Annotated in this window: 18 protein-coding genes and 1 riboswitch; of the genes, 17 read left to right on the plus strand and 1 reads right to left on the minus strand. The window is 56.5% G+C overall.

Annotated features, from left to right (window positions below):
- The first annotated feature begins 18 nt into the window (after window positions 1-18).
- The 10 genes from ACL2XO_RS17580 to atzF all read left to right on the plus strand — a co-directional run bounded on the left by ACL2XO_RS17580 (window position 19) and on the right by atzF (window position 13,331).
- Window positions 19-339: a fructose PTS transporter subunit IIB gene (locus ACL2XO_RS17580; RefSeq protein ID WP_203523231.1), complete on the plus strand. Its 321-nt coding sequence runs from the start codon at window positions 19-21 to the stop codon at window positions 337-339.
- 156 nt (window positions 340-495) lie between these two features.
- Complete coding sequence (locus tag ACL2XO_RS17585; RefSeq protein WP_203523232.1) at window positions 496-1,599, plus strand: PTS fructose transporter subunit IIC; 1,104 nt, start codon at window positions 496-498, stop codon at window positions 1,597-1,599.
- 9 nt (window positions 1,600-1,608) lie between these two features.
- Window positions 1,609-2,868 carry a class II D-tagatose-bisphosphate aldolase non-catalytic subunit gene (locus ACL2XO_RS17590; RefSeq protein ID WP_413741158.1) on the plus strand — a complete coding sequence of 420 codons (1,260 nt, stop codon included), beginning with the start codon at window positions 1,609-1,611 and terminating at the stop codon, window positions 2,866-2,868.
- Window positions 2,869-3,320: 452 nt separating this feature from the next.
- Window positions 3,321-3,438: riboswitch (guanidine-I (ykkC/yxkD leader) on the plus strand.
- Between the two features lie 68 nt (window positions 3,439-3,506).
- Window positions 3,507-4,574 (plus strand): putative urea ABC transporter substrate-binding protein, encoded by a 1,068-nt coding sequence (locus ACL2XO_RS17595; RefSeq protein WP_203523234.1) that lies wholly within the window; start codon window positions 3,507-3,509, stop codon window positions 4,572-4,574.
- A 15-nt stretch (window positions 4,575-4,589) separates the two neighbouring features.
- Window positions 4,590-5,402: an ABC transporter permease gene (locus ACL2XO_RS17600; RefSeq protein WP_132921029.1), complete on the plus strand. Its 813-nt coding sequence runs from the start codon at window positions 4,590-4,592 to the stop codon at window positions 5,400-5,402.
- Between the two features lie 10 nt (window positions 5,403-5,412).
- Window positions 5,413-6,192: an ABC transporter ATP-binding protein gene (locus tag ACL2XO_RS17605; protein WP_132921028.1), complete on the plus strand. Its 780-nt coding sequence runs from the start codon at window positions 5,413-5,415 to the stop codon at window positions 6,190-6,192.
- A 21-nt stretch (window positions 6,193-6,213) separates the two neighbouring features.
- Entirely contained in the window at window positions 6,214-7,014 is an 801-nt protein-coding gene (locus ACL2XO_RS17610; protein ID WP_413724900.1) for an urea amidolyase associated protein UAAP1, read from the plus strand.
- Window positions 7,007-7,645, plus strand: coding sequence for an urea amidolyase associated protein UAAP2 (locus ACL2XO_RS17615; protein ID WP_132921026.1), 639 nt, complete (start codon window positions 7,007-7,009; stop codon window positions 7,643-7,645). Before ACL2XO_RS17610 ends, ACL2XO_RS17615 begins: the two co-directional genes overlap by 8 nt.
- 175 nt (window positions 7,646-7,820) lie before the next feature.
- The gene (uca, locus tag ACL2XO_RS17620) at window positions 7,821-11,435 is read left to right on the plus strand and encodes an urea carboxylase (RefSeq protein WP_413741159.1); all 3,615 of its coding nucleotides are present in this window, start codon (window positions 7,821-7,823) and stop codon (window positions 11,433-11,435) included.
- An 87-nt stretch (window positions 11,436-11,522) separates the two neighbouring features.
- The gene (gene atzF, locus ACL2XO_RS17625; RefSeq protein ID WP_413724904.1) at window positions 11,523-13,331 is read left to right on the plus strand and encodes an allophanate hydrolase; all 1,809 of its coding nucleotides are present in this window, start codon (window positions 11,523-11,525) and stop codon (window positions 13,329-13,331) included.
- Here the strand turns inward: atzF and ACL2XO_RS17630 are convergent.
- Window positions 13,318-14,946 (minus strand): sigma 54-interacting transcriptional regulator, encoded by a 1,629-nt coding sequence (locus tag ACL2XO_RS17630; RefSeq protein WP_413741160.1) that lies wholly within the window; start codon window positions 14,944-14,946, stop codon window positions 13,318-13,320. The two genes, atzF and ACL2XO_RS17630, sit on opposite strands and share 14 nt — an antisense overlap.
- 274 nt (window positions 14,947-15,220) lie before the next feature.
- Between ACL2XO_RS17630 and ACL2XO_RS17635 the strand changes: the two genes are divergently transcribed.
- From ACL2XO_RS17635 to ACL2XO_RS17665, 7 genes are all read left to right on the plus strand, one after another.
- Window positions 15,221-16,024, plus strand: coding sequence for an ABC transporter ATP-binding protein (locus tag ACL2XO_RS17635; protein WP_413741161.1), 804 nt, complete (start codon window positions 15,221-15,223; stop codon window positions 16,022-16,024).
- Window positions 16,021-16,797: an ABC transporter permease gene (locus ACL2XO_RS17640; RefSeq protein ID WP_203523241.1), complete on the plus strand. Its 777-nt coding sequence runs from the start codon at window positions 16,021-16,023 to the stop codon at window positions 16,795-16,797. Before ACL2XO_RS17635 ends, ACL2XO_RS17640 begins: the two co-directional genes overlap by 4 nt.
- A 24-nt stretch (window positions 16,798-16,821) precedes the next feature.
- The gene (locus ACL2XO_RS17645; protein ID WP_413741162.1) at window positions 16,822-17,805 is read left to right on the plus strand and encodes an ABC transporter substrate-binding protein; all 984 of its coding nucleotides are present in this window, start codon (window positions 16,822-16,824) and stop codon (window positions 17,803-17,805) included.
- Window positions 17,806-17,811: 6 nt separating this feature from the next.
- Window positions 17,812-19,479, plus strand: coding sequence for a carbon-nitrogen hydrolase family protein (locus ACL2XO_RS17650; protein WP_413741163.1), 1,668 nt, complete (start codon window positions 17,812-17,814; stop codon window positions 19,477-19,479).
- Window positions 19,480-19,882: 403 nt separating this feature from the next.
- On the plus strand, window positions 19,883-20,878 hold the full coding sequence (locus ACL2XO_RS17655) for an ABC transporter substrate-binding protein (RefSeq protein WP_413724909.1): 996 nt from the start codon (window positions 19,883-19,885) through the stop codon (window positions 20,876-20,878).
- The gene (locus ACL2XO_RS17660; protein WP_413741164.1) at window positions 20,875-21,672 is read left to right on the plus strand and encodes an ABC transporter permease; all 798 of its coding nucleotides are present in this window, start codon (window positions 20,875-20,877) and stop codon (window positions 21,670-21,672) included. The genes ACL2XO_RS17655 and ACL2XO_RS17660 overlap by 4 nt, the downstream gene beginning before the upstream one ends.
- A gap of 2 nt (window positions 21,673-21,674) precedes the next feature.
- Complete coding sequence (locus ACL2XO_RS17665) at window positions 21,675-22,430, plus strand: ABC transporter ATP-binding protein (protein ID WP_132921017.1); 756 nt, start codon at window positions 21,675-21,677, stop codon at window positions 22,428-22,430.
- The last annotated feature ends 14 nt before the right edge of the window (window positions 22,431-22,444 follow it).

The raw sequence follows: 22,444 nt of genomic DNA on the forward strand, positions 1-22,444 counted from the left end.
ATAACTCAGGAGTCACTCATGAAAATCGTCGGAGTCGCAGCATGCATTACCGGTGTCGCTCATACTTATATGGCTCAGGAAGCGATTGAGCAGGAATGCAAAAAAAGAGGTTATGAGGTTAAGGTCGAAACCCAGGGCGGTATGGGGATTGAAAACGAATTAAGTGAAGATGAAATTGCTGCAGCGGATGTGGTGATCCTGGCTATTGCTATCGGCATTGAAGGCGTGGAGCGTTTTGAAGAAAAAGAAAATGCTGGGCTGGTTATTTCATTAAATCCGGCAGAAGTCGTGCGCGACCCGGCGGCGATTATTGATAAGGCCGTAAAACTGGCGCAATAACTTCGCTTATTTCGCGATTAAGCAGTGCATTACAAAAATTAATAAATATCTGTGAATCCTGGATATTCCCTGGCAAAGCAATATTGCCCGAGGATTAGCACGTCCCTACTCGTGGTAATCCCGTCCGGAAATAGAAGGGTTCGGGAGGAATAAATAATGTCCGATACGATGAAAGCCATTAAGAATGATTTAGTCAAAGCGTTCAGCACCGGCGTGTCCTATATGATGCCCGTGGTGGTGGTGGGCGGGATCTGTCTGGCGCTGTCGCTGGTTGGCGGAGAACCGACCCCCGGCAAAGGGATGGTGGTCACCAATCCATTTTTATTAAACCTCGGTGCCATCGGTAGCGCGGGCCTCGGAATGATGATCCCGGTATTGGCCGCCTATATCGCCTACTCCATTGCCGGTAAACCGGGGCTAACGCCGGGCTTAATCACCGGTTTCATGGCCAGCACACCGTTGGGCGACAACCACGTGGTCACCGGCTTCCTCGGCGCGATGCTGCTCGGCATTCTGAGCGGCTACGTTGTCAAGTGGGTGAAAACCTGGAAGGTCGGCAAGGCGCTGATGCCGGTCATGCCAATCATGATTATCCCTATCGTCTCCACCGGCCTGGTCGGCATGCTTTATCTGTATGTGCTGATTGGCCCCATCGGGGTGGCGATGAGGTGGCTGGTTTCAATGCTCTCGGATATGCGCGGCAGCAGTGGACTGGTACTGGGGCTGATTCTCGGTGCGATGGCCGCCTTTGATATGGGGGGACCGGTCAATAAAACCGCGACCGCCTTTACCCTGGCGCTGATGGCAGAAGGTATTTACGGACCGAATGGCGCTTACCGTATCGCCTGTGCTATTCCACCGCTGGGCCTTGCTCTTTCGACATTTATTTCACGCCGCAAATGGTCTGAAGATGAAAGAAGGATGGGCACCTCCGCCGCTTTTATGGGGTTGATTGGTATTACCGAAGGAGCCATCCCCTTTGCGGTTAAAAACCTCAAAACGGTTCTGCCGTCCATTATTATCGGCAGCGCCGTGGGTGCCGGTCTGGCAATGATTCACGGCGTTGAATCCATGGTGCCCCATGGCGGATTAGTCGCGATTGCCGGCGTGAATAAAGGCGCGCTGTGGTACGTCATCGATATGGCTATCGGCGTGATTATCACGGCTATTTGCCTGCATATTTTACGACCCAATATTAGCGAAGCCGTTAAAAAAGAACCGGCAAAGAAAATCATTAATTCTGACATGAACAAAGCCTGAGGAGTTATTATGAAAAACACAATGAAACAGTACGTCGATTATATCGTTAACGGTGGCAAGTCTACTATGCTGGGTATTGGTCCTATGTCCCCAGCGCTTATCCAGGCCTGCTTTGAACTGGGTAAAGAAAAAGATCTGCCGCTGATGTTTATCGCCAGCCGCAACCAGGTCGATGCTGATGAATTTGGCGCCGGATACGTGAATAACTGGGATCAGTTCCGGTTCGCGGCTGATTTAAAGGCGATGGCAGATAAAGTCGGTTTTGAGGGTGACTACTTCCTTTGCCGCGACCACGGTGGCCCGTGGCAGCGCGATAAAGAACGTAAAGATCACATCCCGGAAGCAGAAGCGATGGCGCTGGCGCGTCGTTCCTATCAGGTGGATATGGATGCCGGTTTCGATCTATTGCATATTGACCCCACCAAAGACCCGTATGTAGTGGGTAAAGTCATTGATATTGAATTGGTTCTCAGCCGTACCGTTGAACTGATCCGTTTCTGCGAAGATTACCGTAAGGCCAACAAGCTTAAGGAGTTCTTCTATGAAGTAGGCACCGAAGAGACAAATGGCGGCCTGACCGATATCAACGCTTATGAAGCCTTTATTAACGAACTCAATCAACGTCTGTCCGCCGAAGGCCTGCCGCAGCCGTTGTTCATTGTTGGCCAGACCGGGACCCTGACCCGCCTGACGCGCAACGTGGGTCACTTCAATGACAAACAATCGGCTGAACTTTCCGCTATCAGTACCCGCTACGGCGTGGGGCTGAAAGAACATAACGGGGATTATCTGCCCGATGAAATCCTGCTAAAACACCCGGGGCTGAGGATCACCGCGATGAACGTCGCGCCAGCGTATGGCACCATCGAAACCCGCGCATATCTCAAACTGGCCGAGGTGGAAAAAGATTTAGCAGCCAAGGGCTTTATCTCTTCGGCCTCTGATTTGAAAAATGTCCTTGCCCGTGAATGCGTACTTAGCCACAAATGGGAAAAGTGGATGACCGATGAGCATAAAAACAAATCAGAAGAACAAATCTTCAGCGAGCCTGAATTACTGAAAGAAATCCTTGAGCTGAGCGGACATTATAATTATGAAAAGCCCGCCGTGGTGAAAGAAATGCAAACCCTGTTTGCGCACCTGAAATCATTTGGCGTCGAACCTGAGCGCTATGTGGTGAATAAAATCAAGGATATGATTCAGAACGAAGCGGAATGTTTTAATATGCCGGGACTGACGTCACGGGTCGCCAATGCTAACAACCGCTAACCCGATGTAATTTAATAAGGAGAGGGCCCCTCCTTATTAGTACCCAGCGATATTGACTAAACAGGTAAGGTAAATGAATCAAATTGAGCAACTCAAGCAGTGGACAATTATTGTCGCTGGCAATGGGGCTATTGATAGCATTGTTGCTTATCAACCCGACGACCTTCCCAAGCGGGAGAAGTAAAACGTGCAATATGCCAGGCGTTGCCCCGTCATGGAACAATTCACCAATAGAGTGCGTTTCCACGCTGTTTTTTTAATCGATCGGGTTCAAGGCGATTCAGACTACCCTTCGCAACGTTTGATTTTTTTATCCATCATCTAATTGATAAAAAACGAATTATTTTCAAAATTTTATTCCCATCCTTTAACATCATTACCAGATGGCAAGTTTTTTGCTTATTTTCCCACAGCAGGAGCGATAGCGGGTAACCGGTGTCGCCATACAATTTGCAACAGGTCACTAGGGTTCCGGTTCGGTTAACGAATGTCTGGTCCGAGAGTGACCGACCACCATATGACGGTTAATACCCTCTGGCGGTTACACGGCGGGATAAAAGCCCGGGAGGCCAAGGTGAGACGTTTTCTCGCCGCCGACCTCCTGTGTCTATTTATCGTCGTTAACGTCAGAGGTGTATATGGTTACTGTTGTCAAAAGACTGCTGCTGCTCGCAACGCTCTGTTTCACCACCCTGTTCAGCCCCATTGCGCCGGCCGCCGATAAGCCGGTTTTTAAAATCTGCTGGTCTATTTACGCCGGCTGGATGCCCTGGGACTATGCCCAGCAAACCGGTATCGTCAAAAAGTGGGCCGATAAGTACGGTATCGACATCCGCTTCGTCCAGGTCAACGATTACATCGAATCCGTCAACCAGTATACCGCCGGCGGCTTCGATGGCTGCACCATGACCAATATGGACGCCTTGACCATTCCCGCGGTCGGCGGCGTCGACAGCACCGCGCTGATTGTCGGCGACTATTCCAACGGCAACGACGGCATTCTGCTAAAAGGCCAAGGTGATATCCGCTCCCTGAAAGGCCGGCCTATCAACCTGGTGGAGCTTTCGGTTTCCCACTATCTTTTGGCCCGCGCGCTGGCGAAAAACGGCATGAGTGAAAAAGACATCAAGGTGGTCAATACCGCCGATGCCGATTTGGTCGCGGCTTTCGGCACTGCCGATGTGAATGCCATTGTGACGTGGAATCCGCTGCTTGCCGAGGCGGAGAAACAACCCGGCAGTCATGAAATTTTCTCCTCCGCCCAGATCCCCGGCGAAATTCTCGATTTGCTGGTGGTGAACAGCGCAACGTTAAAAAAGCATCCGGAACTGGGTAAAGCGCTCACCGGCGCCTGGTATGAAACCCTCAACACCATGCACGGCGACAACCCGACGGCCGTTGCCGCCAGGACCATGATGGGAAAGAGTTCCGGCACCGATTTGGCGGGCTTCGACGCACAGCTGGCGGACACCTACCTGTTTAGCAATCCCAAGCAAACGTTGGATTTTGTACAGAGCAAGGCGCTCCTCACGACCATGCAGTCGGTGGCCGAATTCTCCTTCAAACATGGACTGCTGGGCAACGGCGCGCCGGGGGCCGATGCCGTGGGGATCGGCGCGCCCGCCGGCGTATGGGGAAACACCGCCAATATCAAGCTGCGTTTCTCCGACGAGTTCGTAAAGCTGGCCGCGGCCGGCCAGCTATAAAAGAGGGATCCGCCGATGCGCAAGATGATCAACAGCCACCCCCAGCGTCTGTCGCGAGGCCTGCTGGGTTTGCTGCCGCTGTTGCTTTTGTTACTGGTCTATCTGGTTGCGTCGGATGCCCGTTTGGCGATCAACCCCCTGGATAAGCTGTTGCCGGGGTTCAATGATATGAGCAGCGCGATTTACCGTATGGCGCTGGAGCCGGATGCCCGTACCGGCGAATATCTGCTGTGGACCGATACCCTCGCCAGTCTGACGCGGCTGCTGAGCGGTATCTTTATCAGCGCGCTGCTGGGATTGCTGCTGGGATTGTTCTGCGGCGGCCTGCCGCCGGTCGGGGCGCTGCTGTCGCCGCTGGTCATGCTGGCGGCGCTGATACCGCCGCTGGCGATACTGCCGATTCTTTTTATCTGTTTCGGCCTGGGAGAACTGTCCAAAGTCATGCTGATAGTGATAGGGGTAACGCCTTTTATCGCCCGCGACCTACAGCAGCACGTGCAAAACATCCCCCGAGAGCAGGTGATCAAAGCCCAAACGCTGAACGCCCACAGCGCACAGATCCTCTGGCGGGTGATCCTGCCGCAACTGCTGCCGCGCCTGCTGGAATCGGTTCGATTATCGCTGGGCTCGGCCTGGCTGTTCCTTATCGCCGCCGAGGCTATCGCCTCCACCGAGGGGCTGGGTTATCGCATATTCCTCATGCGCCGATACCTGGCCATGGACGTCATTTTGCCCTACGTCGCCTGGATTACCCTGCTGGCCTTCATGCTTGAGGCTGTCCTGCGCATCTATGGCCGCCGGCAATGGCCCTGGTATTACGTCAAATAAGGACCGCATCATGAGTTTAGTGAGTCTGCGCCGGCTGGAGAAACATTATGGCGATCAAGTGGTGTTGGAACGTTTAAACGCGGAGGTAAACGAAGGAGAGTTTGTGTCCATCGTTGGCGCATCGGGCTGCGGCAAGACCACTTTCCTGAATATGATGCTGGGCATCGAGCCGCCCAGCCGAGGCGCGTTGCTGTTGGACGGCAAGCCGATCCCGCAGGAGCCGGGGGCCGATCGCGGCGTGGTTTTCCAGCGTTACTCGGTATTTCCCCATCTGACCTCGCTGGAGAATGTGATGCTGGGTACCGAGTTTACGCAGGCGCGCTGGCTGGGGCGAGTCTGGGGATCCGCCCGGCGCGACATCGCCGCGCAGGCCCTCGCCATGCTGCAACAGGTTGGATTGGGACAAGCCGCCGACAAATATCCCCACCAGCTCTCCGGCGGGATGCAGCAGCGTCTGGCGCTGGCGCAGGCGCTAACCAAAAAACCGCGGATATTGTTGCTGGACGAACCTTTCGGCGCCCTCGACCCGGGTATCCGCCGCGATATGCATCAATTGATCACCGATTTGTGGCGGCAGCACCGGCTGACCATTTTCATGATCACCCACGATCTTAAAGAGGGGTTTTCCCTCGGGTCCCGCCTGTGGGTTTTTGACAAAATCCGTCACGACCCGCAAGCCCCCGATCGCTGGGGCGCCAGCATTACCTATGACATTCCGTTAGACCGTAAATCCACCGGGCTGGAACGACAGCTCGACGACATTGTTTATCCGCGGCAGGACGTAGCCTGAATCCGCTGATAAGGAGGTATCATGACCGACAGCAGTAAATTGTTATATCGAACCGTATTGCCGGCCGGAGCGCACTGGTCGCTCCGGCTGCGGCGCGGCACCGCGTTGCGCCTGACCGATATCCGGGGCGGCGCCAATGTGGGCATGCTGTTTTATAACCCTGAGAACCTCTTGGAGCGTTATAACGCGCCGGACACCATGAAGTGCCAGCATACGTTCCGCCTCACCACCGGGCATTGCCTCTATTCAGACATGGGCCGCATTTTCTGCGGAATCGAACAAGACAGTTTCGGCTGGCACGATACGGTATGCGGCACCATGAACGCGCAGCTCACCGAGCAGCGTTTCGGTGCGTCCGATTACCAGCAGGCGCGCAACGATCGTCACCAGAACGGTTATGACTGTTTCCTGGTGGAACTGACCAAATACGGCCTGGGTAAACGGGACCTGGCCGCCTGCCTGAATGTCTTTTCCCGGGTCAGCGCCGACGAACAGGGCAATTTGCGGCTGGAATCGCCCGCCCTTCCCGGCGCGTCCGTCACGCTGCGTTTCGCCATGGATACCCTGGTAGTGCTGCATACCTGCCCCCATCCCCTCAGTCAGGCCGGGGCTTATCCCCGTTCGCCGGTGGAGATAGCCCTGCCGGCCGACCTTGCGCCGCTGCCGGAAGCCTGCCTGACCCGCGAGGAAAACCGGCGCGGACAGGCGAATAACGCGCTGTACTATTTAGGAACCATAGCCCCCGCAGGAACCATAGCCCCTGCCGGAACAATGCTCGGCGACAGCCATGCCGCGCCTGCCCAGGAATGCCATCATGATTAAAACCAGCCCTCGCCGGACACAGGACACCCTCTACCGGCGCCAAATCAATGCGGGGGATTATTGGCTCTACCGCCTGGAGGCGGGACAGACGCTGAGGATCACCGACAGTGAAGGCAATCAGGCGGTGGATACATTGTTTTTCAACGCCGACGATACCGCCGAACGCTACAGCATGACGGACACCGTGCGGGGACAAAACAATCTGTTCCTCACCACCGGCAGCGTGCTGCGCTCCGGCGAGGATCGGCCGATGCTGAAGATCGTCGCCGACACCTGCGGCCGGCACGATACGGTGGGCGGCGCCTGCGCCACCGAGAGCAATACCGTGCGCTACTCGCTGGAAAAACGCCACATGCACGCTTGTCGAGACAGCTGGATGCTGGCGCTGGCCGAACACCCGGAATTCGGCCTGACCAAACGGGACCTGGGCCATAATATCAACTTTTTCATGAATGTACCGGTCACGGCCGAGGGCGGGCTGACCTTTGCCGACGGCATTTCCGCGCCGGGCAAGTATGTCGAGCTGGAGGCGGCGATGAATGTATTGGTACTGATTTCCAATTGTCCGCAGCTCAATAATCCCTGTAACGGCTATAACCCAACCCCCATTGAGGTGGCGGTCTGGTCATGAACAGGGGATATCGGGCGATGCCGGCGGGGCATGATGCCTAACGTCGAGGAAGGTCGGCGGTGGATATCGCCGCCTCGGTGTGAAGCGGATCGGTCAATGCGCGACGCGGGACGTCCCGGGAAAATACGCGCCAAAGAGATGCAGGACGACCTGCCGTTAGCCAAGAGAGTTAATCATGTTTACATGCATTTTGATCGCCAACCGGGGCGCCATCGCGGTGCGCATTATCCGCACGCTGAAAACATTAGGCATCCGGTCAGTGGCGGTCTATGCCGAATCGGACAGCCATTCGCTGCATGTCCGCCAAGCGGACGAAGCCTATAGCCTGGGGGAAGGAACCGTCCGCGAGACCTATCTCCACCAGGATAAGCTGCTGGCCATAGCCGCCCGGTGCGGCGCGCAGGCGATTCACCCCGGTTATGGATTTCTCAGTGAAAACGCCGATTTTGTGCAACGTTGCCAGCAGAACAGCCTGGTGTTTCTCGGTCCCACCGTCCGGCAGATGGTTACCTTCGGTTTGAAACATCGCGCCCGCGAACTGGCAAAGATCAACCGTGTGCCGCTGCTGCCGGGCAGCGGACTGTTGGCGGATGCGGATGATGCGCTGCGGGCCGCCGGGGACATCGGCTATCCGGTGATGCTAAAGAGTACCGCCGGCGGGGGCGGCATCGGCATGCAGCGTTGCGATGACGCCGCTATGCTCCTTGAGGCATTCAGCCGGGTTAAACGGCTGGCGGGCCATAATTTTGCCGATGACGGCGTTTTCGTCGAAAAGTACATCGGCGCGGCGCGCCATATCGAGGTACAGATTTTCGGCGATGGCGCGGGCAATGTCATTGCCCTGGGCGAACGTGACTGCTCCACGCAGCGCCGTAACCAAAAGGTACTGGAGGAGTGTCCCGCGCCGAATTTGCCGGCCCCGGTGCGCCGGGCGTTACATGCCGCCGCCGTGCGCCTGGGCCGGGCGGTCGGTTACCGCAGCGCCGGGACGGTGGAATTCGTGTATGACGCCGCCACGGAAGCGTTTTACTTTCTCGAAGTGAATACCCGGCTGCAGGTTGAACATGGCGTCACCGAGATGGTGTACGGCGTGGATCTGGTCCAATGGATGATTGAACTGGGCGCGGAATGCCTGCCGCCGCTGGAGACGCTGGCGCCTAACGCGCCGCATGGCCACGCGATTCAGGCCAGGTTATATGCGGAAGACCCGGCCAAGCAATTTTCTCCTTGCGCCGGGCTGCTGACCCGGGTGGTATTCCCCCGGCAGGCGCCCGGCGGCGCAGAACTGCGAATTGATGGCTGGGTTGAGAGCGGCAGCGACGTCTCACCCCATTATGATCCGCTGCTGGCGAAGGTCATCGTTCGGGGAGAAACCCGCGACGCCGCCCTGGACGCCCTGGCCGCCGTACTGGCCGACAGCGAATTATACGGTATTGAAACCAATCTCGTTTACCTGCGCCATCTGCTGGAACTGCCGCTGGTGCGGGCGGGCGAAATCCGCACGGCGTCCCTGGGAACGGTACGGTACCGCCCGGCGACGCTGGATGTCGTCTCGCCGGGCACATTGACCAGCATCCAGGATTTCCCCGGCCGTACCGGCTACTGGCATGTGGGCGTACCGCCATCGGGTCCTTTCGACAGCCGCGCTTTCCGTCTCGGCAACCACCTGCTAGGCAACGGCGCTGATGCCGCGGGGCTGGAAATCACCCTGCGCGGGCCGGTGCTGCGCATCAATCATGACTGCTCGCTGGTCATCACCGGCGCGGATATCGAAGCGGCCCTTGACGGCGCCGCCCTCCCCATGTGGCGTGTATGCCGGGTCCGCGCCGGTCAAACGTTAGCATTGGGCAACGTCTACGGCAACGGCTGCCGCAGCTACCTGCTGCTGGCGGGGGGATTGCGTTGCCCTGCTTATCTTGGCAGCCGAAGTACCTTTACGCTGGGCCGTTTTGGCGGACATGGCGGGCGTCAATTGCGCAGCGGCGATGTTCTTCACTTTACGCCGCCGGACATCGACAGGACCCAACCGGACGTGCGGCCCATGGATCTGCGGCCGGCCCTGGCGGATATTCGCCAACTGCGGGTGATATATGGCCCCCAGGGCGCACCGGACTTTTTTACCCCACAGGACATCGACCTGTTTTTCGGCGCGGTCTGGCAGGTTCACTATAACTCCAGCCGCACCGGCATCCGGCTGATCGGTCCGAAACCGCAGTGGGCGCGGAGCGACGGCGGCGAAGCGGGTATGCACCCGTCCAATATCCACGATAACGCCTATGCGTTCGGTACCGTGGACTTTACCGGCGATATGCCGGTGATCCTAGGTCCCGACGGGCCATCCCTGGGCGGGTTCGTCTGCCCGGCGACGGTTATCCATGCCGACCTGTGGCAACTGGGCCAGCTCAAAGCCGGCGATCGGGTGCGTTTTGTACCGGTATCGCTGGAACAGGCCGACCAGCTGGCGCAACAGGCGGAAGAGGACATCGCCGCGTTGCGGGGTTGGGAACCGGGCGCGGCGGCCCGCTGCCGTACTTCACCATTGCTTTGGCACCGGCCCGCGCTATCCCCCTACCCCGCGGTGAGCTACCGCGCCGCCGGCGATCGCTTCATCCTGGTGGAATACGGTGAACAGGTAGCGGATATTTCGCTGCGTTTTCGCGCCCATGCGTTAATGCAATGGCTGGAACGGCATACCTTGCCGGGGATGCAGGAGCTTACGCCGGGGATCCGCTCCCTGCAGATTCACTTCGACAGCCTGCAGTGCCCGCGGGACGCCCTGATCGCGCATTTGCAGCAAGGGGAGCAGGCATTAGGGGATTTATCGCAGGTCGACGTCCCCTCACGCACCGTCTGGCTTCCCTTAAGCTGGGATGATGACGCCTGCCGGGAGGCCATCGATAAATACAGCCAATCGGTACGCCCGGGCGCGCCATGGTGTCCCAGCAATATCGAATTCATTCGGCGGATCAACGGCCTGGACTCGGTGGATCGGGTCAAGGACATCGTCTTCAATGCCCGTTATCTGGTCATGGGGCTGGGAGATGTCTATCTCGGCGCGCCGGTTGCCGTCCCCCTCAGTCCCCTTCACCGTCTGGTGACCACCAAATACAATCCGGCGCGGACCTGGACCGCGGAGAATTCAGTGGGTATCGGCGGCGCCTATCTTTGCGTTTACGGTATGGAAGGCCCCGGCGGTTACCAGTTTGTCGGACGAACCCTGCAAATGTGGAACCGTGATCGCAAGACCGCTGAATTTACCCAACCCTGGCTGCTGCGTTTTTTCGATCAAATCCGGTTTTATCCGGTGAGCGCCGCCGAACTCCAGGATATCCGCCAGCGTTTTCCCTACGGACTTTACCCGCTGCGCACCGAACCGGGACATTTTCGCCTGGCGGATTACCAGCGGCTGTTAGCGGAACAGCATCAAGACATTACGCAATTCACCCAGCGGCGCCGGCTGGCGTTCGACCAGGAACTGGCGCGCTGGCGCGCCGAAGGCCAGTTCACCTTTGACAGCGCCCCGCCGGAAGAATCCATCGCGGATACGGATATGCTGCCGCCGGGCTGCCTGGGCGTTGACAGCCAGGTGGCGGGCAACATCTGGCAGTGGCAGGTAAAACCCGGCGACCGGGTGAAAGAGGGCCAGACCCTGGGAATCCTTGAATCGATGAAAATGGAAATTCCCATTCCGGCCCCTGGCGCGGGCCGGGTGCGCCGCGTAGTGCGTACGGCGGGACAGCAGGTCCATGCGGGCCAACTGCTGCTGATACTTGAACAGGAAGGAGATTAACCCTCCCGATGAAAACCTGGGCCAGGCGCTCGATCCCGATAATCGGCGCCAAAATCATTTCTTTACCGACCTGACAGGAATCGGATTATGCAACCTATGACCCTTGGCACGCTGCATGAATGGCAACGGCATTACCAAAACGATCCGGACAGCGTAAGGGCGACCTTAACCGCCCTGCTGGACGGACTTCCTAAACACGATACGGCATGGATTTATCTGCCCGGCGCCGAAGGTTTGGCGCCGCAGTTGGCCGAACTGGCGCGGCGCTTGGCGGATCTGGGGGGAGATCCGCTGTCGTTACCGCTCTACGGTATTCCCTTTGCGGTCAAAGACAATATCGACGTGGCCGGCTGGCCCACCAGCGCGGCTTGTCCTGATTTTGTTTATCAAGCGGAACGGGATGCGGAAGTGGTCGCCCGGCTGCGGGCATGCGGCGCCATCGTCATCGGCAAAACCAATCTGGATCAGTTCGCCACCGGACTGGTGGGTACGCGGTCTCCATACGGTGCCGTACCCAACAGTTTCAATCCCGCCTATGTCAGCGGCGGCTCAAGTTCCGGATCGGCTTCAGTGGTGGCGCGCGCGCTGGTTCCTTTCGCGCTGGGGACGGATACCGCCGGCTCCGGTCGCGTTCCGGCCGGATTCAATAATATCGTCGGGCTCAAGCCCACCAAAGGGTGGCTGTCTACCTCGGGCGTGGTGCCCGCCTGCCGCCTGCAGGACTGCGTCTCTATTTTTGCGTTGACCGTCGACGATGCCCAGCGGATAGCCCATCTGGCCGGCGGTTATGATAAGAATGATGCCTATTCACGCGGCAATCCCCACACCACGCCGGCGGCAATGCCCGCCGCGCCGCGCTTCGCCGTACCGCAACGTCTGGAGTTTTTTGGCGATAGGCACAGCGAACAAGCTTTCCGGCAGGCTTTACGGCAATTGGAAGCCAGCGGCGCCACGCTTGAAAGCATCGATTTCGCCCCTTTCGCTCAATTGGCGGAACAACTCTACAGTGCCGCCTGGGTAGCCGAGCGCACCGTGGGAATCGGCGATCGTTTGCAGACCAACCCCGATTCATTGGATCCGGTGGTGCGCGCCATTGTCGCCAACGGTTTTAACTTCAGCGCCTGCGATGCCTGGCGGGCCGAATACCTGCGCGCCGAACTGGCACAAACTATCAACCGGGCGCTGGCGGGGTACCATGCGCTGGTAGTGCCCACCTCCCCCACCATCCGTACCCTGGAAGAAATGAAACAGGAGCCGGTTCGTTATAATTCGCAGTTCGGTACTTACACCAACTTTGTTAATCTGGCCGATCTCTGCGCGCTGGCGCTCCCTTCTTTCTTACGGGATGACGGTTTGCCGGCCGGCATTACCCTGATAGCCCCTGCCTGGCATGACCACGCGCTGGCGGATTTCGGCCGGCGTTGGCAACAGGCCCTCGGTCTTACGCTGGGGGCGACCGGCCGCCCATTGCCGCCGCCGGACGCAGGGTTACCCGCTGCGCCGGCCCATCAGGTGCGGGTCGCGGTGGTGGGCGCCCATCTCAGCGGTATGCCGCTCAATTTCCAGCTTACCGACCGGAATGGAGTACTGGTGGAAAAAACGCAAACCGCGCGGCAATATCGTCTCTATGCCTTGGCGAACACGCAGCCGCCTAAGCCCGGGCTGGTAAAGACCGATGATGGCGGGTTCATTGAGGTGGAGCTGTGGGATATCCCTCTGGCGCGCTTTGGGGAGTTCGTCGCCGAAATACCAGCCCCCCTGGGCATAGGCACCCTGACGCTGGCGGACGGTCGCCATGTTAAAGGTTTTATCTGCGAACCGGAGGCGCTGCGCAATGCGAAGGATATTACCGCCTATGGCGGCTGGAGAAACTATATGGCCGCTATCCCGAAGTAAGGCCGAATTTGCGTAACCGGTAGACCAGCTGGCTCAGCGTCAGGCCCAGTTTCTGCGCCGCACGGGACTTATTACCGTCCGACTGGCGAAGCGCCTGCAATATTGCCTGCGCATCGTCGGCTTCGATGCGCGCCGCCGGCACCCCCATCCATTTTTTCTCCGGTTCCGGCGCCGGATTTTCCGCCGGCGCGGACGTGGTGCCCTCTTCGTTTGCCAAGATGGGCGCCACCTCGGCCGCGTCAACCAGGGGCGACTCGGACAGCAGGACCAGCCGGTTTACCACATTTTGCAATTGGCGAACGTTTCCGGGCCAGGAATAGCGGATCAGGGCGGCTAAAGCATCCCCCGAGCAGTGAACCCGCCGTTGAAAAGCAACATTGGCTTCCTCGATAAAATGCTGAATCAAAATCGGTATATCTTCCGGCCGATCCCGCAGCGAGGGCAGGAAAATCGGCACCACATACAGCCGATAGAAGAGATCCAGCCGAAATCGGCCTTCCACCACCCGCTGGCGTAAATCCTGGTTGGTGGCGGCGATGATCCGCACGTTCACCGCCCGTTCCCTGCCACCGATGCGCTGTATGGTTTTCTCCTGCAATACCCGCAGGAGCTTTGCCTGCAAGTTAAGCGGTAATTCACTTATTTCATCTAAAAAAAGAGTCCCATTGTCAGCCTGTTCAAACTGTCCGGCTTTTGCCGTCATCGCACCGGTAAAGGCCCCTTTTTCATGACCGAATAATTCGGACTCGAACAGACTTTCCGGCACCGCTGCGCAGTTCATTTTGATATATTTGCCCTCGGCGCGCCGGCTTGCGATATGCAACGCGTTGGCAAAAAGCTCCTTGCCGGTGCCCGATTCCCCCACCAGCAATACCGTGACATCGCTAGCCGCCACCTGTTCGATTTGCCGGATGGCGGTACGGACCTTGCCGGAATCGCCATAGATGCCGTACTTGAGCGTATCGTGCTTCAAGGCTTGGCGTAATGCCCGGTTTTCATGCTCCAGCGCCACGGTGTGGGTTTGCACCCGTTCGGCAATCAGTTCTTCAACCCGCAGCATCTGGCCAATATGTCCCACCACCTCGTGCATGATCCCGATATCCGCGGTCAGGTTGCGCGATATGCCGCGAAAACGGTTGGCGCAAAACACCCCGCGGGTTTTACCATCCAGGACTATAGGGAAAAAAAACATTGATGTCGTGCCGCTGGGCATCGCGGAACGGGCCACGGACCGCCAAAGATAGGTGGGCTCGGAGTCAATATCCTGAACGATGGTCATCTGGCCCGAGACAAAGACCTTGCCGGTGACGCCCTCATCCGGACGGAGTATCCCACGGGCTTTTTCCTTTTCGGTCAGGCCATAGGCGCAACGGATGGATAACAATCCGCTATTGTCGTCATAGATAAATAGCCTGCCGCGGTTCAGGCCTAAAATCTCCGACAGCAGATGGAAAACTTCCCGCAGATTTTGGTCGGTATCGGTATACCGGCTATATATCTTCGCCATCTCCCGCCGAAAAAACAGCTCATGCTGCGCCCAGTCGACATTCACATGCACATCGGGCGTCAGCGCGGCGCGCGCGGATGAGACCTGCTGATGGAAAGCGCGTTTCATGGCATACCTTGTGGGAAGCGTTAAGACCGAATAGCAGGCTAATGTTAAATTATTAATAATTTATTAACTTGTCAATAATATTGATTTCCTAGACCAGCCAGCCTACCCCAATCCGGCGCACACCTTTCCCATTGGTAAGGACAAGCTGCTGATTTAATTTGTATTATAAATAAAAAAAAGAAATTAACCCCATTTGGCGCAACTCTTGCTTTATTCAATATCACAGGATTCATTCATTTTTAGTTTAATGCTTAACAATGCTAAGGGTAGATTAATGCACGCGACGGTAACCGACTCGGCTAACTCCTATTCATCGGGGCCAAACACCTCCGTGGTCACCCTAACCCATCTTTGTAAAAATTTCGGTTATGAGATCATCTACGACGATTTCAACTTCGATTTCAAATACGGCACCTTTACCTCCATCTTCGGCCCGAACGGCTGCGGCAAATCCACCTTAATCAACATGATGGCCGGTTTGACGCCTTATGACGGGGGACAGATACTCTATAATGGCCGGGATATCAGTAAAGCCACCATCGGGTATGTTTTCCAAAATTATCGCGAGGCGCTCTTCCCCTGGTGGAAGGCCTATGAAAATATCGAATATCCCCTCAAAATTAAAGGCATGCCGGCCGCTGAACGGCATCAGCGGCTCGATGAACTCATTGAACAATTCGACATTAAATTTGATCTCAACCGCTACCCCTATGAATTTTCCGGCGGGCAGCAACAGCTTATATCAATATTACGGGCCTTAGCGCCCAACCCGGAAATTGTTTTCCTGGATGAACCTTTCTCCGCTCTGGATTATGAAATGACTCTGTTCATCAGAGATAAATTACAGTTGATATTTACCCAAAGCAAAATTGCCATGGTATTGGTCTCTCACGATCTTGAGGACGCGGTATTTTTGGCTGAACAAGTATTAATGCTCAGTAAAAGACCTACCCGTGTGGTTGAAATTGTGCCGGTGGACCTACCCTATCCCAGAAACGACCGAACGCTGCAACTGCCTGAATTTTTAGAGGCCAAACGGCGCAGCCTGGAAATTTTCCAGCAAGAGGTTCATAAATGATCAGGCTTTCATTACGGCGTCACTCTCGTTTTTTTCGCCCCGGTTTTATCGGTCCAATCGTACTGGTTATTATCTGGAGCCTAGCGCATACGGCCCATTGGGTCACGCCGCGCCTGTTGCCCGGTCCGCTGGAAACCTTTAACGCATTCTTGCAAAGTATCGCCGACGGCAGCCTGTGGGGCGATTTTATCCAAACGGTATTAAGAACGGTCTATTCTTTCTTGATTGCGGCTATTATCGGCATACCCTTGGGTATTACCATCGGTTCCAGCAAGCTGATATATCGCAGCGTGGAATTTATAATTGATTTTTTTCGCTCCACCCCCGCTACCGCCTTATTCCCTTTGTTCCTGCTGATTTTCGGCATCGGCGAAGAGTCAAAAATCGCCATCGCTGCGTTCTCCGCCTGCCTGGTAATCGTATTCAACGTGGCCTACGGCGTCATGAACGCACGGCAAACCCGCATCCTGGCGGCCAAGGTCATGGGTGCATCCCAATGGCGCATTCTGCGCGACGTGCTGCTGTACGAATCGCTGCCGCAAACGTTTATCGGTTTAAGGCTCGGGGTTTCTTATGCCCTGGTGGTCATTATTGTCGCTGAAATGTTTATCGGTTCATCCACCGGGATGGGACACCGGATCATTGACGCGGAACAAGTCTATAACCTGGCCGAGATGTACAGCTCAATTATAGTAACCGGATGCATCGGCTATTTAATCAACTTCATTTTTCTTATTGTCGAACGCCATTTTATTAAATGGTCTGGTAAATAAATCATCACCCCATAAGGAAATTGTATGAAACGACTGACGTTGCCGGCGGCGGCAACCTCGATGGTTCTTTTATTCTCCGCTCTGCCGTCATGGGCAAATGAAAAAGTTACCGTCGCCTGGTTGCCCATTATGCAAACCACCGCTTTTTATATTGCGATGCACGATAAATTATTTGAAAAAGCGGGAATCGATATTAACGCGGTCAAATTCGAGAACCCGAATCAGATTATCGATTCACTGGTCTCGGGACAGGCCGATGTCGGCGCGCCGGGCTCGGCCGCCGGTATAGCGGTACTGGCCGAGTCCCGTTTTCCCGGCACCTTCAAGGTGTTCGGCCTGCAGGGGGGAAGCATCAAATACCATCGCATCAATGACGGCCTGATTGTCGCCAAGGATTCCTCTATAAAAAGTTTCGCCGATCTCAAAGGAAAAAACATGGGCCAGCTGCCGGGCATTCAGTGGCGGACCCTTGCCCGCTATATGGTGCGTCAGTCCGGCCTGGATCCGGATAAAGACGTGCATATGCAGGATATCGCTACCGGCCTGCAGGTGCCGTCGGTGGTTTCCGGCAGCGTTGACGCCACCCTGTCACTGGAGCCGGTCGGCTCCATCGCCGTGGCCGACGGCGAAGCCAAACGGGCATTGACCAATCCCGCCGAGACCCTGATAGCCGATCCGTTTTATTCCGGCGTCTCGTTATTAACCACAAAATTCATCAAGGAACGGCCCGAAACGGCGAAAAAGGTGGTCGCGGTATTGGATGAGGCCACCCGCCTGGCCAATGAACGCTTTGATCAATACCGCCCGGTTATCGCCGACTTCACGCCCATCAAGCCGGATCAGCTGCCTTTGGTGGCGCAGCCTTACCTGCGGGCCTGGAAAGATATCGATGCCGAGGATATCCATTCTTATCAGGCCCTGGTGGATGTATTCGAAAAAGAAGGCGTGCTGAAAAAACCTATGGATGTCAAACCGATGATCCTGAACAACAATGATTTTACCAAGTGAGAAACCATGACTATCACCTTTAATGCCGCCGTCATTCAGACACTCGCCGTACTCGGCGATATCGAGGCCAATATCGCCCTGGCCGCCGCCGGTGTGCGCGAGGCGGTAAGGCAAGACGCCAAACTGATCGTACTGCCGGAATGCATGAACACCGGCTATCTATTTGACTCGGCGGCGCACTGCCGGGCATTGGCCGAACCGGTGGACGGCCGCTATTGCCGGGCGTTGGCCGCCTTGTGCCGCGAATATAATGTCTTCATCGCCTCCGGCATGACCGAAATAGCCGAGGATGGCAAAATCTATAATTCCGGTGTGCTGTTCAATCCGGCGGGAGACCTTATCTGCCATTATCAGAAACAGTTCCTGGCCACCCATGATCAGAACTGGTTTGAAGTCGGCGTGAAGGGCAATCCCTTTGTGGATACCGAACTGGGCCGGTTGGGGTTGCTTATCTGCTTTGACGGGCGCATTCCGGAAATCGCCCGCTGCCTGGCGGCGCAAAAAGTGGATGTGGTGATTGATATGGCAAATTTCTTCGCCATGGACCAGGCGGAAATGTGGGTACCGGCCCGGGCATATGAAAATGGCAGCTGGTATGTGGCCGCCACCAAATCCGGCGTAGAGCGGAGTATCTACTACCCGGGAGGCAGCATGATTGTCGACCCGCAGGGCCGGGTGCAGGCCAAGGTGCCTTATGATGTCCACGGCGTGGCCACCGCGCGGATAAGCCTGCCGGACCGGGACCGTAAGCCATGGCAATTCGGCGGCGACAAACTGACGGATCGCCGGCCGGAAACCTACGCTATCATCAATCAGCCGTTTGCGACCACCCCCCTGGCGGCATTGATGGGGGAAGCGCTGATACCTGAAAACAGCACCGTCAAACTGGCGGCGGTTCAGGCCCATGTGAGCGAAAGTCACACCCTGGACGACGCGCTGGAGATGATTGAACACGCGGCGCTGCTGGGCATCAGGGTTATGGCGCTGCCCGCCTGGTTCGCCGCCCCGCTTTGGCGCCCGGATGCCGATAATGCCGCCCTGTTGGCCCGGGACAGCGGGGCTGTCGTCGCCCGCATCGCCGAACTGTGCCGGCGTTACGGCGCTATAATAGCCCTGCCCACCGTAGAGGAACGGCAAGGCGCGCTGCTGCCGGAAATGGTTTTAGTCGGCCCGCGGGGCGTTATCGGACGCCAGGCCCAGGTGCATGCCAACCCCGGCACGCGCGATTGGGCCGCGGTGGCGGACGGAGGCTTCCAGGTATTCGAGACCGATTTTGGCCGTCTGGGACTGCTTAACGACTACGACGGAATGTTTCCCGAATCCAGCCGCGTGCTGGCCTTGCTGGGGGCGGAAATTATCCTATGGAGCTGCGCCTGGCGACACCCGAACCAAAGGAACCTGCTGGCGGTGCCGAAGGCTGAGGATAATCGCGTTTATGTCGTCTGCGCCAACCGCTGCGACGCCCCCGCCCCCGGCGGTTCGTTTATTATTCCCCCGGCCGGTTTCCCGTCCTGGGATATAGACGCCTTGCTACCGCCCAATCCCCGCTGGGGCGCGGTAACCCCCCTGTACGCCAACCGCGCCCTGACCCGGCAAAAAGAGATGATTCCCGGGGTAAATATGTTGCGCAACCGCCTGACGGACAGTTATGGGATCCTATCGCGCCAACCTTAATGGGATAATCTCCATGGGTTAACGACAATAGCGTTGTCCGCTGTTGAATGGATTTCGTTTTCAACGTTGTTTAAATACTGATTTATACAAAAAACCATCATCGATGCAGGAATAAATAATGAATAGCCCAAGATAACCCTTTGGATATTAATATCATATTAACATCAGCGGCCTTAAATATTTATCGAAAAGAATTTCTTATGGTAAGAGACGGTCCCATATTTTGTATGATTCAATCAAAACCACTATTTCGGATAAACAGTCAGTTCAAGAAAATCGATGTTTACATTGAGTCGCCGCTATATAACCCGTCAACAATGTCGGGGTATTACTAATTGAACCCAATACTCTTCCCTGTGCTTGATGCCATAGGGAGAGTAATATCTCAATTACCGGAGCCAGCATGAAACCTAACGTCGGATTAATCATTGGTGCCACGTTATTAGGCTTAACTATTATGCCTGTTCAAGGGGCGGAGACATTAACCCATGTCAAAGTCGGCCATTTGGTGGCGCTGGATATGGCGCCGCTTTTTGTCGCCAAGGAAAGCGGCTGCTTTACCCGCCAAGGGCTGGACGTGGAGACGGTGTTTTTTGCCAATCCCGGCGACAATAACGCGGCGCTGGCAGGCGGCGCCATCGATTTTAGTATCAATCCATTTACTCTGCCGTTTTTTGCCGCCAACAGCGGTGTGCCGATCCGGGTGATTTCCGCCGCCGGGGGCTGGGGCATCATGGAGGTGGTGGCTAAAGGCTCGCTGGGTTTACACAGCATGGCGGATTTAAAAACCTATATCCAACAACACCCCGGCCATCCCTTGAAGATAGCCACGCTGCAGGGGGATACGCTGGAGCTGATCCTTGACCGGCAATTCGCCCGCAACGGTATCGATCCCAAAAGCGTGCAACTGGTCTATTTCAATGATTTGCTGGCGATGGTGGAAGCCTACCGCAGCGGCCAGGTGGATATTCTGAGCCATATCAAGCCCTATACCACCGATATGGAGGTGAATAAAGGCTCCACCTTGTTAACCAATAATGCCGAAACCTGGTCGTTATATTCCCCCAATGCAGTGGTTAGCGTGCTGGATAAAACCCTTAGCCAGCGAAAAACCGTGGTCAGGGAATTTCTGAGCGGGCTTATCTGCGGGGCGGACATTATCAATAAAAACCCCGACCAGGCGGTGAGCTATCTGGATAAGGGCCACTATTTCCGCGTCTCCCCCGCCGTACTGACGCGGGCGTTCAAGTCCGCTCCTGCTCCCATCAGTTTCACACCGGATCTGGCCTCGATTCAGAGCGTGGTGGACGATCTGGGTAAACTCGGCTACATCAAAGGCGGTGCGCGCGCCGAGGATATCTTCCGTCTGGATATGATCCGCGGTCTGGAGAAGAAATGAGCCAGTCAGACACCGGCGTTCAAAGGTACCTGCCCGTGATGGTCGGTACCGCCTCCATCGCCTGCCTGGTGCTTATTTGGGAGTTCTGCGCCGGCAACAGCGATTCATCACTGGCGGCGGTCTTGCCTCCGCCGAGCCATTTCCTCGCCGAGATTGCCCAAAGCGATTTTCGCATCGGGCTCGGCAGCCAGTCCACGCCGGTAAGCCAGTCGGTGCTCGCCACCTTCGTCCGGGTATTTAGCGGATTATTTATCGCGTTTATCGCCGCGATTTTAACCGCCATGCTGCTGAGCCTGTCAAAAGTCGTCAACTGGGTTGTCAGTCCCTTGATCTATTTACTGTCGCCCATCGCGCCCATTGCCTGGATCCCCACCGCCATTACCCTGTTCGGCATCGGTAACCTGACCGCGGTCTTTATCGTCTTCATGGGCGTCTTTTTTATCCTGACCATCGGCACGCTGGCCGAGATCCGCCGGTTGCCGGAGGAATTCCATATCATCGCCGACGATCTCGGCGCCGGACCATGGCAACGCTGGTTATGGGTGGTGCTGCCCGCCATCCTGCCCGGCGCATTCACCCTGCTGCGCACTAATTTTATCGCGGCCTGGATGGCGGTGCTGGTGGCGGAAATGGTCGGCCTGCATGACGGTATGGGCGCTATTATCATGATGGGCCGCAATCTTTTTAATAACGATCTGATCATGTTCGGCATGGTGATTATCGGCCTGTCCGGCTTTGTCGTGGATCGCATCCTGGCCTTTATCGGCAAACATCTGCTGTGGTGGAGGGTCTAGGAATGAACAGCGCGTCTGATAACCCTCTGTTCCGCATCGCTGATTTCAGCGTGATGTACCCCGGCGCCACACCGCTGAGCCACCTTGATCTGACGATCCGCCCTCATGAGATTACCTGCATTCTGGGTAAATCGGGATGCGGTAAAACCACGCTGCTCAAAGCGCTGGGAGGATTTATCGCCGGCAACGCCGGGGGCGGCATCTTCTTTGACGGCGACCGGCTGACGGGACCGAACAGGCACAGCGTAATGATTTTCCAGGAAAACAACCTCTACCCCTGGCTGACGGTGAAGGGCAATGTGGCTTTCGGACTGCGCTTTTCAGCACCGGGGTTATCCCGTCAACAGCGCGATAAACGGGTTGGCGCCATGCTGGAAACCGTTGGTCTGACCGAGTCGGCCGGACGCTATCCCCATCAGTTATCCGGCGGCATGCGGCAGCGAACTGCGATTGCGCGGGCACTGGTGGCGGATCCCCGGGTGCTGCTGCTGGACGAACCCTTCAGCGCCCTGGATATCAGCCTGCGCCGGCGGATGCAGGGGCTGCTCGGGCAGCTGTGGCGGGAGACCCGAATGTCCATGGTGATGGTCACACATAATATCGAGGAGGCGATCACCGTCGGCCACCGGATTATCGTCATGGGCGGACAACCGGCGGCCATCCTGCTTGAGCAGGATACCGGCGCCGCGGAATTCGGCGATCGGTATTCGAACGCGTTTCTCCAGCTGCAACAGCACATCGAATCCATTATTTACTGACATTATTTACCGGG

The sequence above is a fragment of the Sodalis sp. RH15 genome, assembly GCF_047324255.1.
GTDB lineage: Bacteria > Pseudomonadota > Gammaproteobacteria > Enterobacterales > Enterobacteriaceae > Acerihabitans > Acerihabitans ligni.

Coding starts and splice junctions, on each gene's coding strand:
- uca (WP_413741159.1), top strand. CDS start 7,821: ATGTTTACATGCATTTTGATCGCCAACCGGGGCGCCATCGCGGTGCGC.
- ACL2XO_RS17640 (WP_203523241.1), top strand. CDS start 16,021: ATGATCAGGCTTTCATTACGGCGTCACTCTCGTTTTTTTCGCCCCGGT.
- ACL2XO_RS17605 (WP_132921028.1), top strand. CDS start 5,413: ATGAGTTTAGTGAGTCTGCGCCGGCTGGAGAAACATTATGGCGATCAA.
- ACL2XO_RS17650 (WP_413741163.1), top strand. CDS start 17,812: ATGACTATCACCTTTAATGCCGCCGTCATTCAGACACTCGCCGTACTC.
- ACL2XO_RS17635 (WP_413741161.1), top strand. CDS start 15,221: ATGCACGCGACGGTAACCGACTCGGCTAACTCCTATTCATCGGGGCCA.
- ACL2XO_RS17580 (WP_203523231.1), top strand. CDS start 19: ATGAAAATCGTCGGAGTCGCAGCATGCATTACCGGTGTCGCTCATACT.
- ACL2XO_RS17585 (WP_203523232.1), top strand. CDS start 496: ATGTCCGATACGATGAAAGCCATTAAGAATGATTTAGTCAAAGCGTTC.
- ACL2XO_RS17595 (WP_203523234.1), top strand. CDS start 3,507: ATGGTTACTGTTGTCAAAAGACTGCTGCTGCTCGCAACGCTCTGTTTC.
- atzF (WP_413724904.1), top strand. CDS start 11,523: ATGCAACCTATGACCCTTGGCACGCTGCATGAATGGCAACGGCATTAC.
- ACL2XO_RS17645 (WP_413741162.1), top strand. CDS start 16,822: ATGAAACGACTGACGTTGCCGGCGGCGGCAACCTCGATGGTTCTTTTA.
- ACL2XO_RS17655 (WP_413724909.1), top strand. CDS start 19,883: ATGAAACCTAACGTCGGATTAATCATTGGTGCCACGTTATTAGGCTTA.
- ACL2XO_RS17590 (WP_413741158.1), top strand. CDS start 1,609: ATGAAAAACACAATGAAACAGTACGTCGATTATATCGTTAACGGTGGC.
- ACL2XO_RS17665 (WP_132921017.1), top strand. CDS start 21,675: ATGAACAGCGCGTCTGATAACCCTCTGTTCCGCATCGCTGATTTCAGC.
- ACL2XO_RS17630 (WP_413741160.1), bottom strand. CDS start 14,946: ATGAAACGCGCTTTCCATCAGCAGGTCTCATCCGCGCGCGCCGCGCTG.
- ACL2XO_RS17660 (WP_413741164.1), top strand. CDS start 20,875: ATGAGCCAGTCAGACACCGGCGTTCAAAGGTACCTGCCCGTGATGGTC.
- ACL2XO_RS17615 (WP_132921026.1), top strand. CDS start 7,007: ATGATTAAAACCAGCCCTCGCCGGACACAGGACACCCTCTACCGGCGC.
- ACL2XO_RS17610 (WP_413724900.1), top strand. CDS start 6,214: ATGACCGACAGCAGTAAATTGTTATATCGAACCGTATTGCCGGCCGGA.
- ACL2XO_RS17600 (WP_132921029.1), top strand. CDS start 4,590: ATGCGCAAGATGATCAACAGCCACCCCCAGCGTCTGTCGCGAGGCCTG.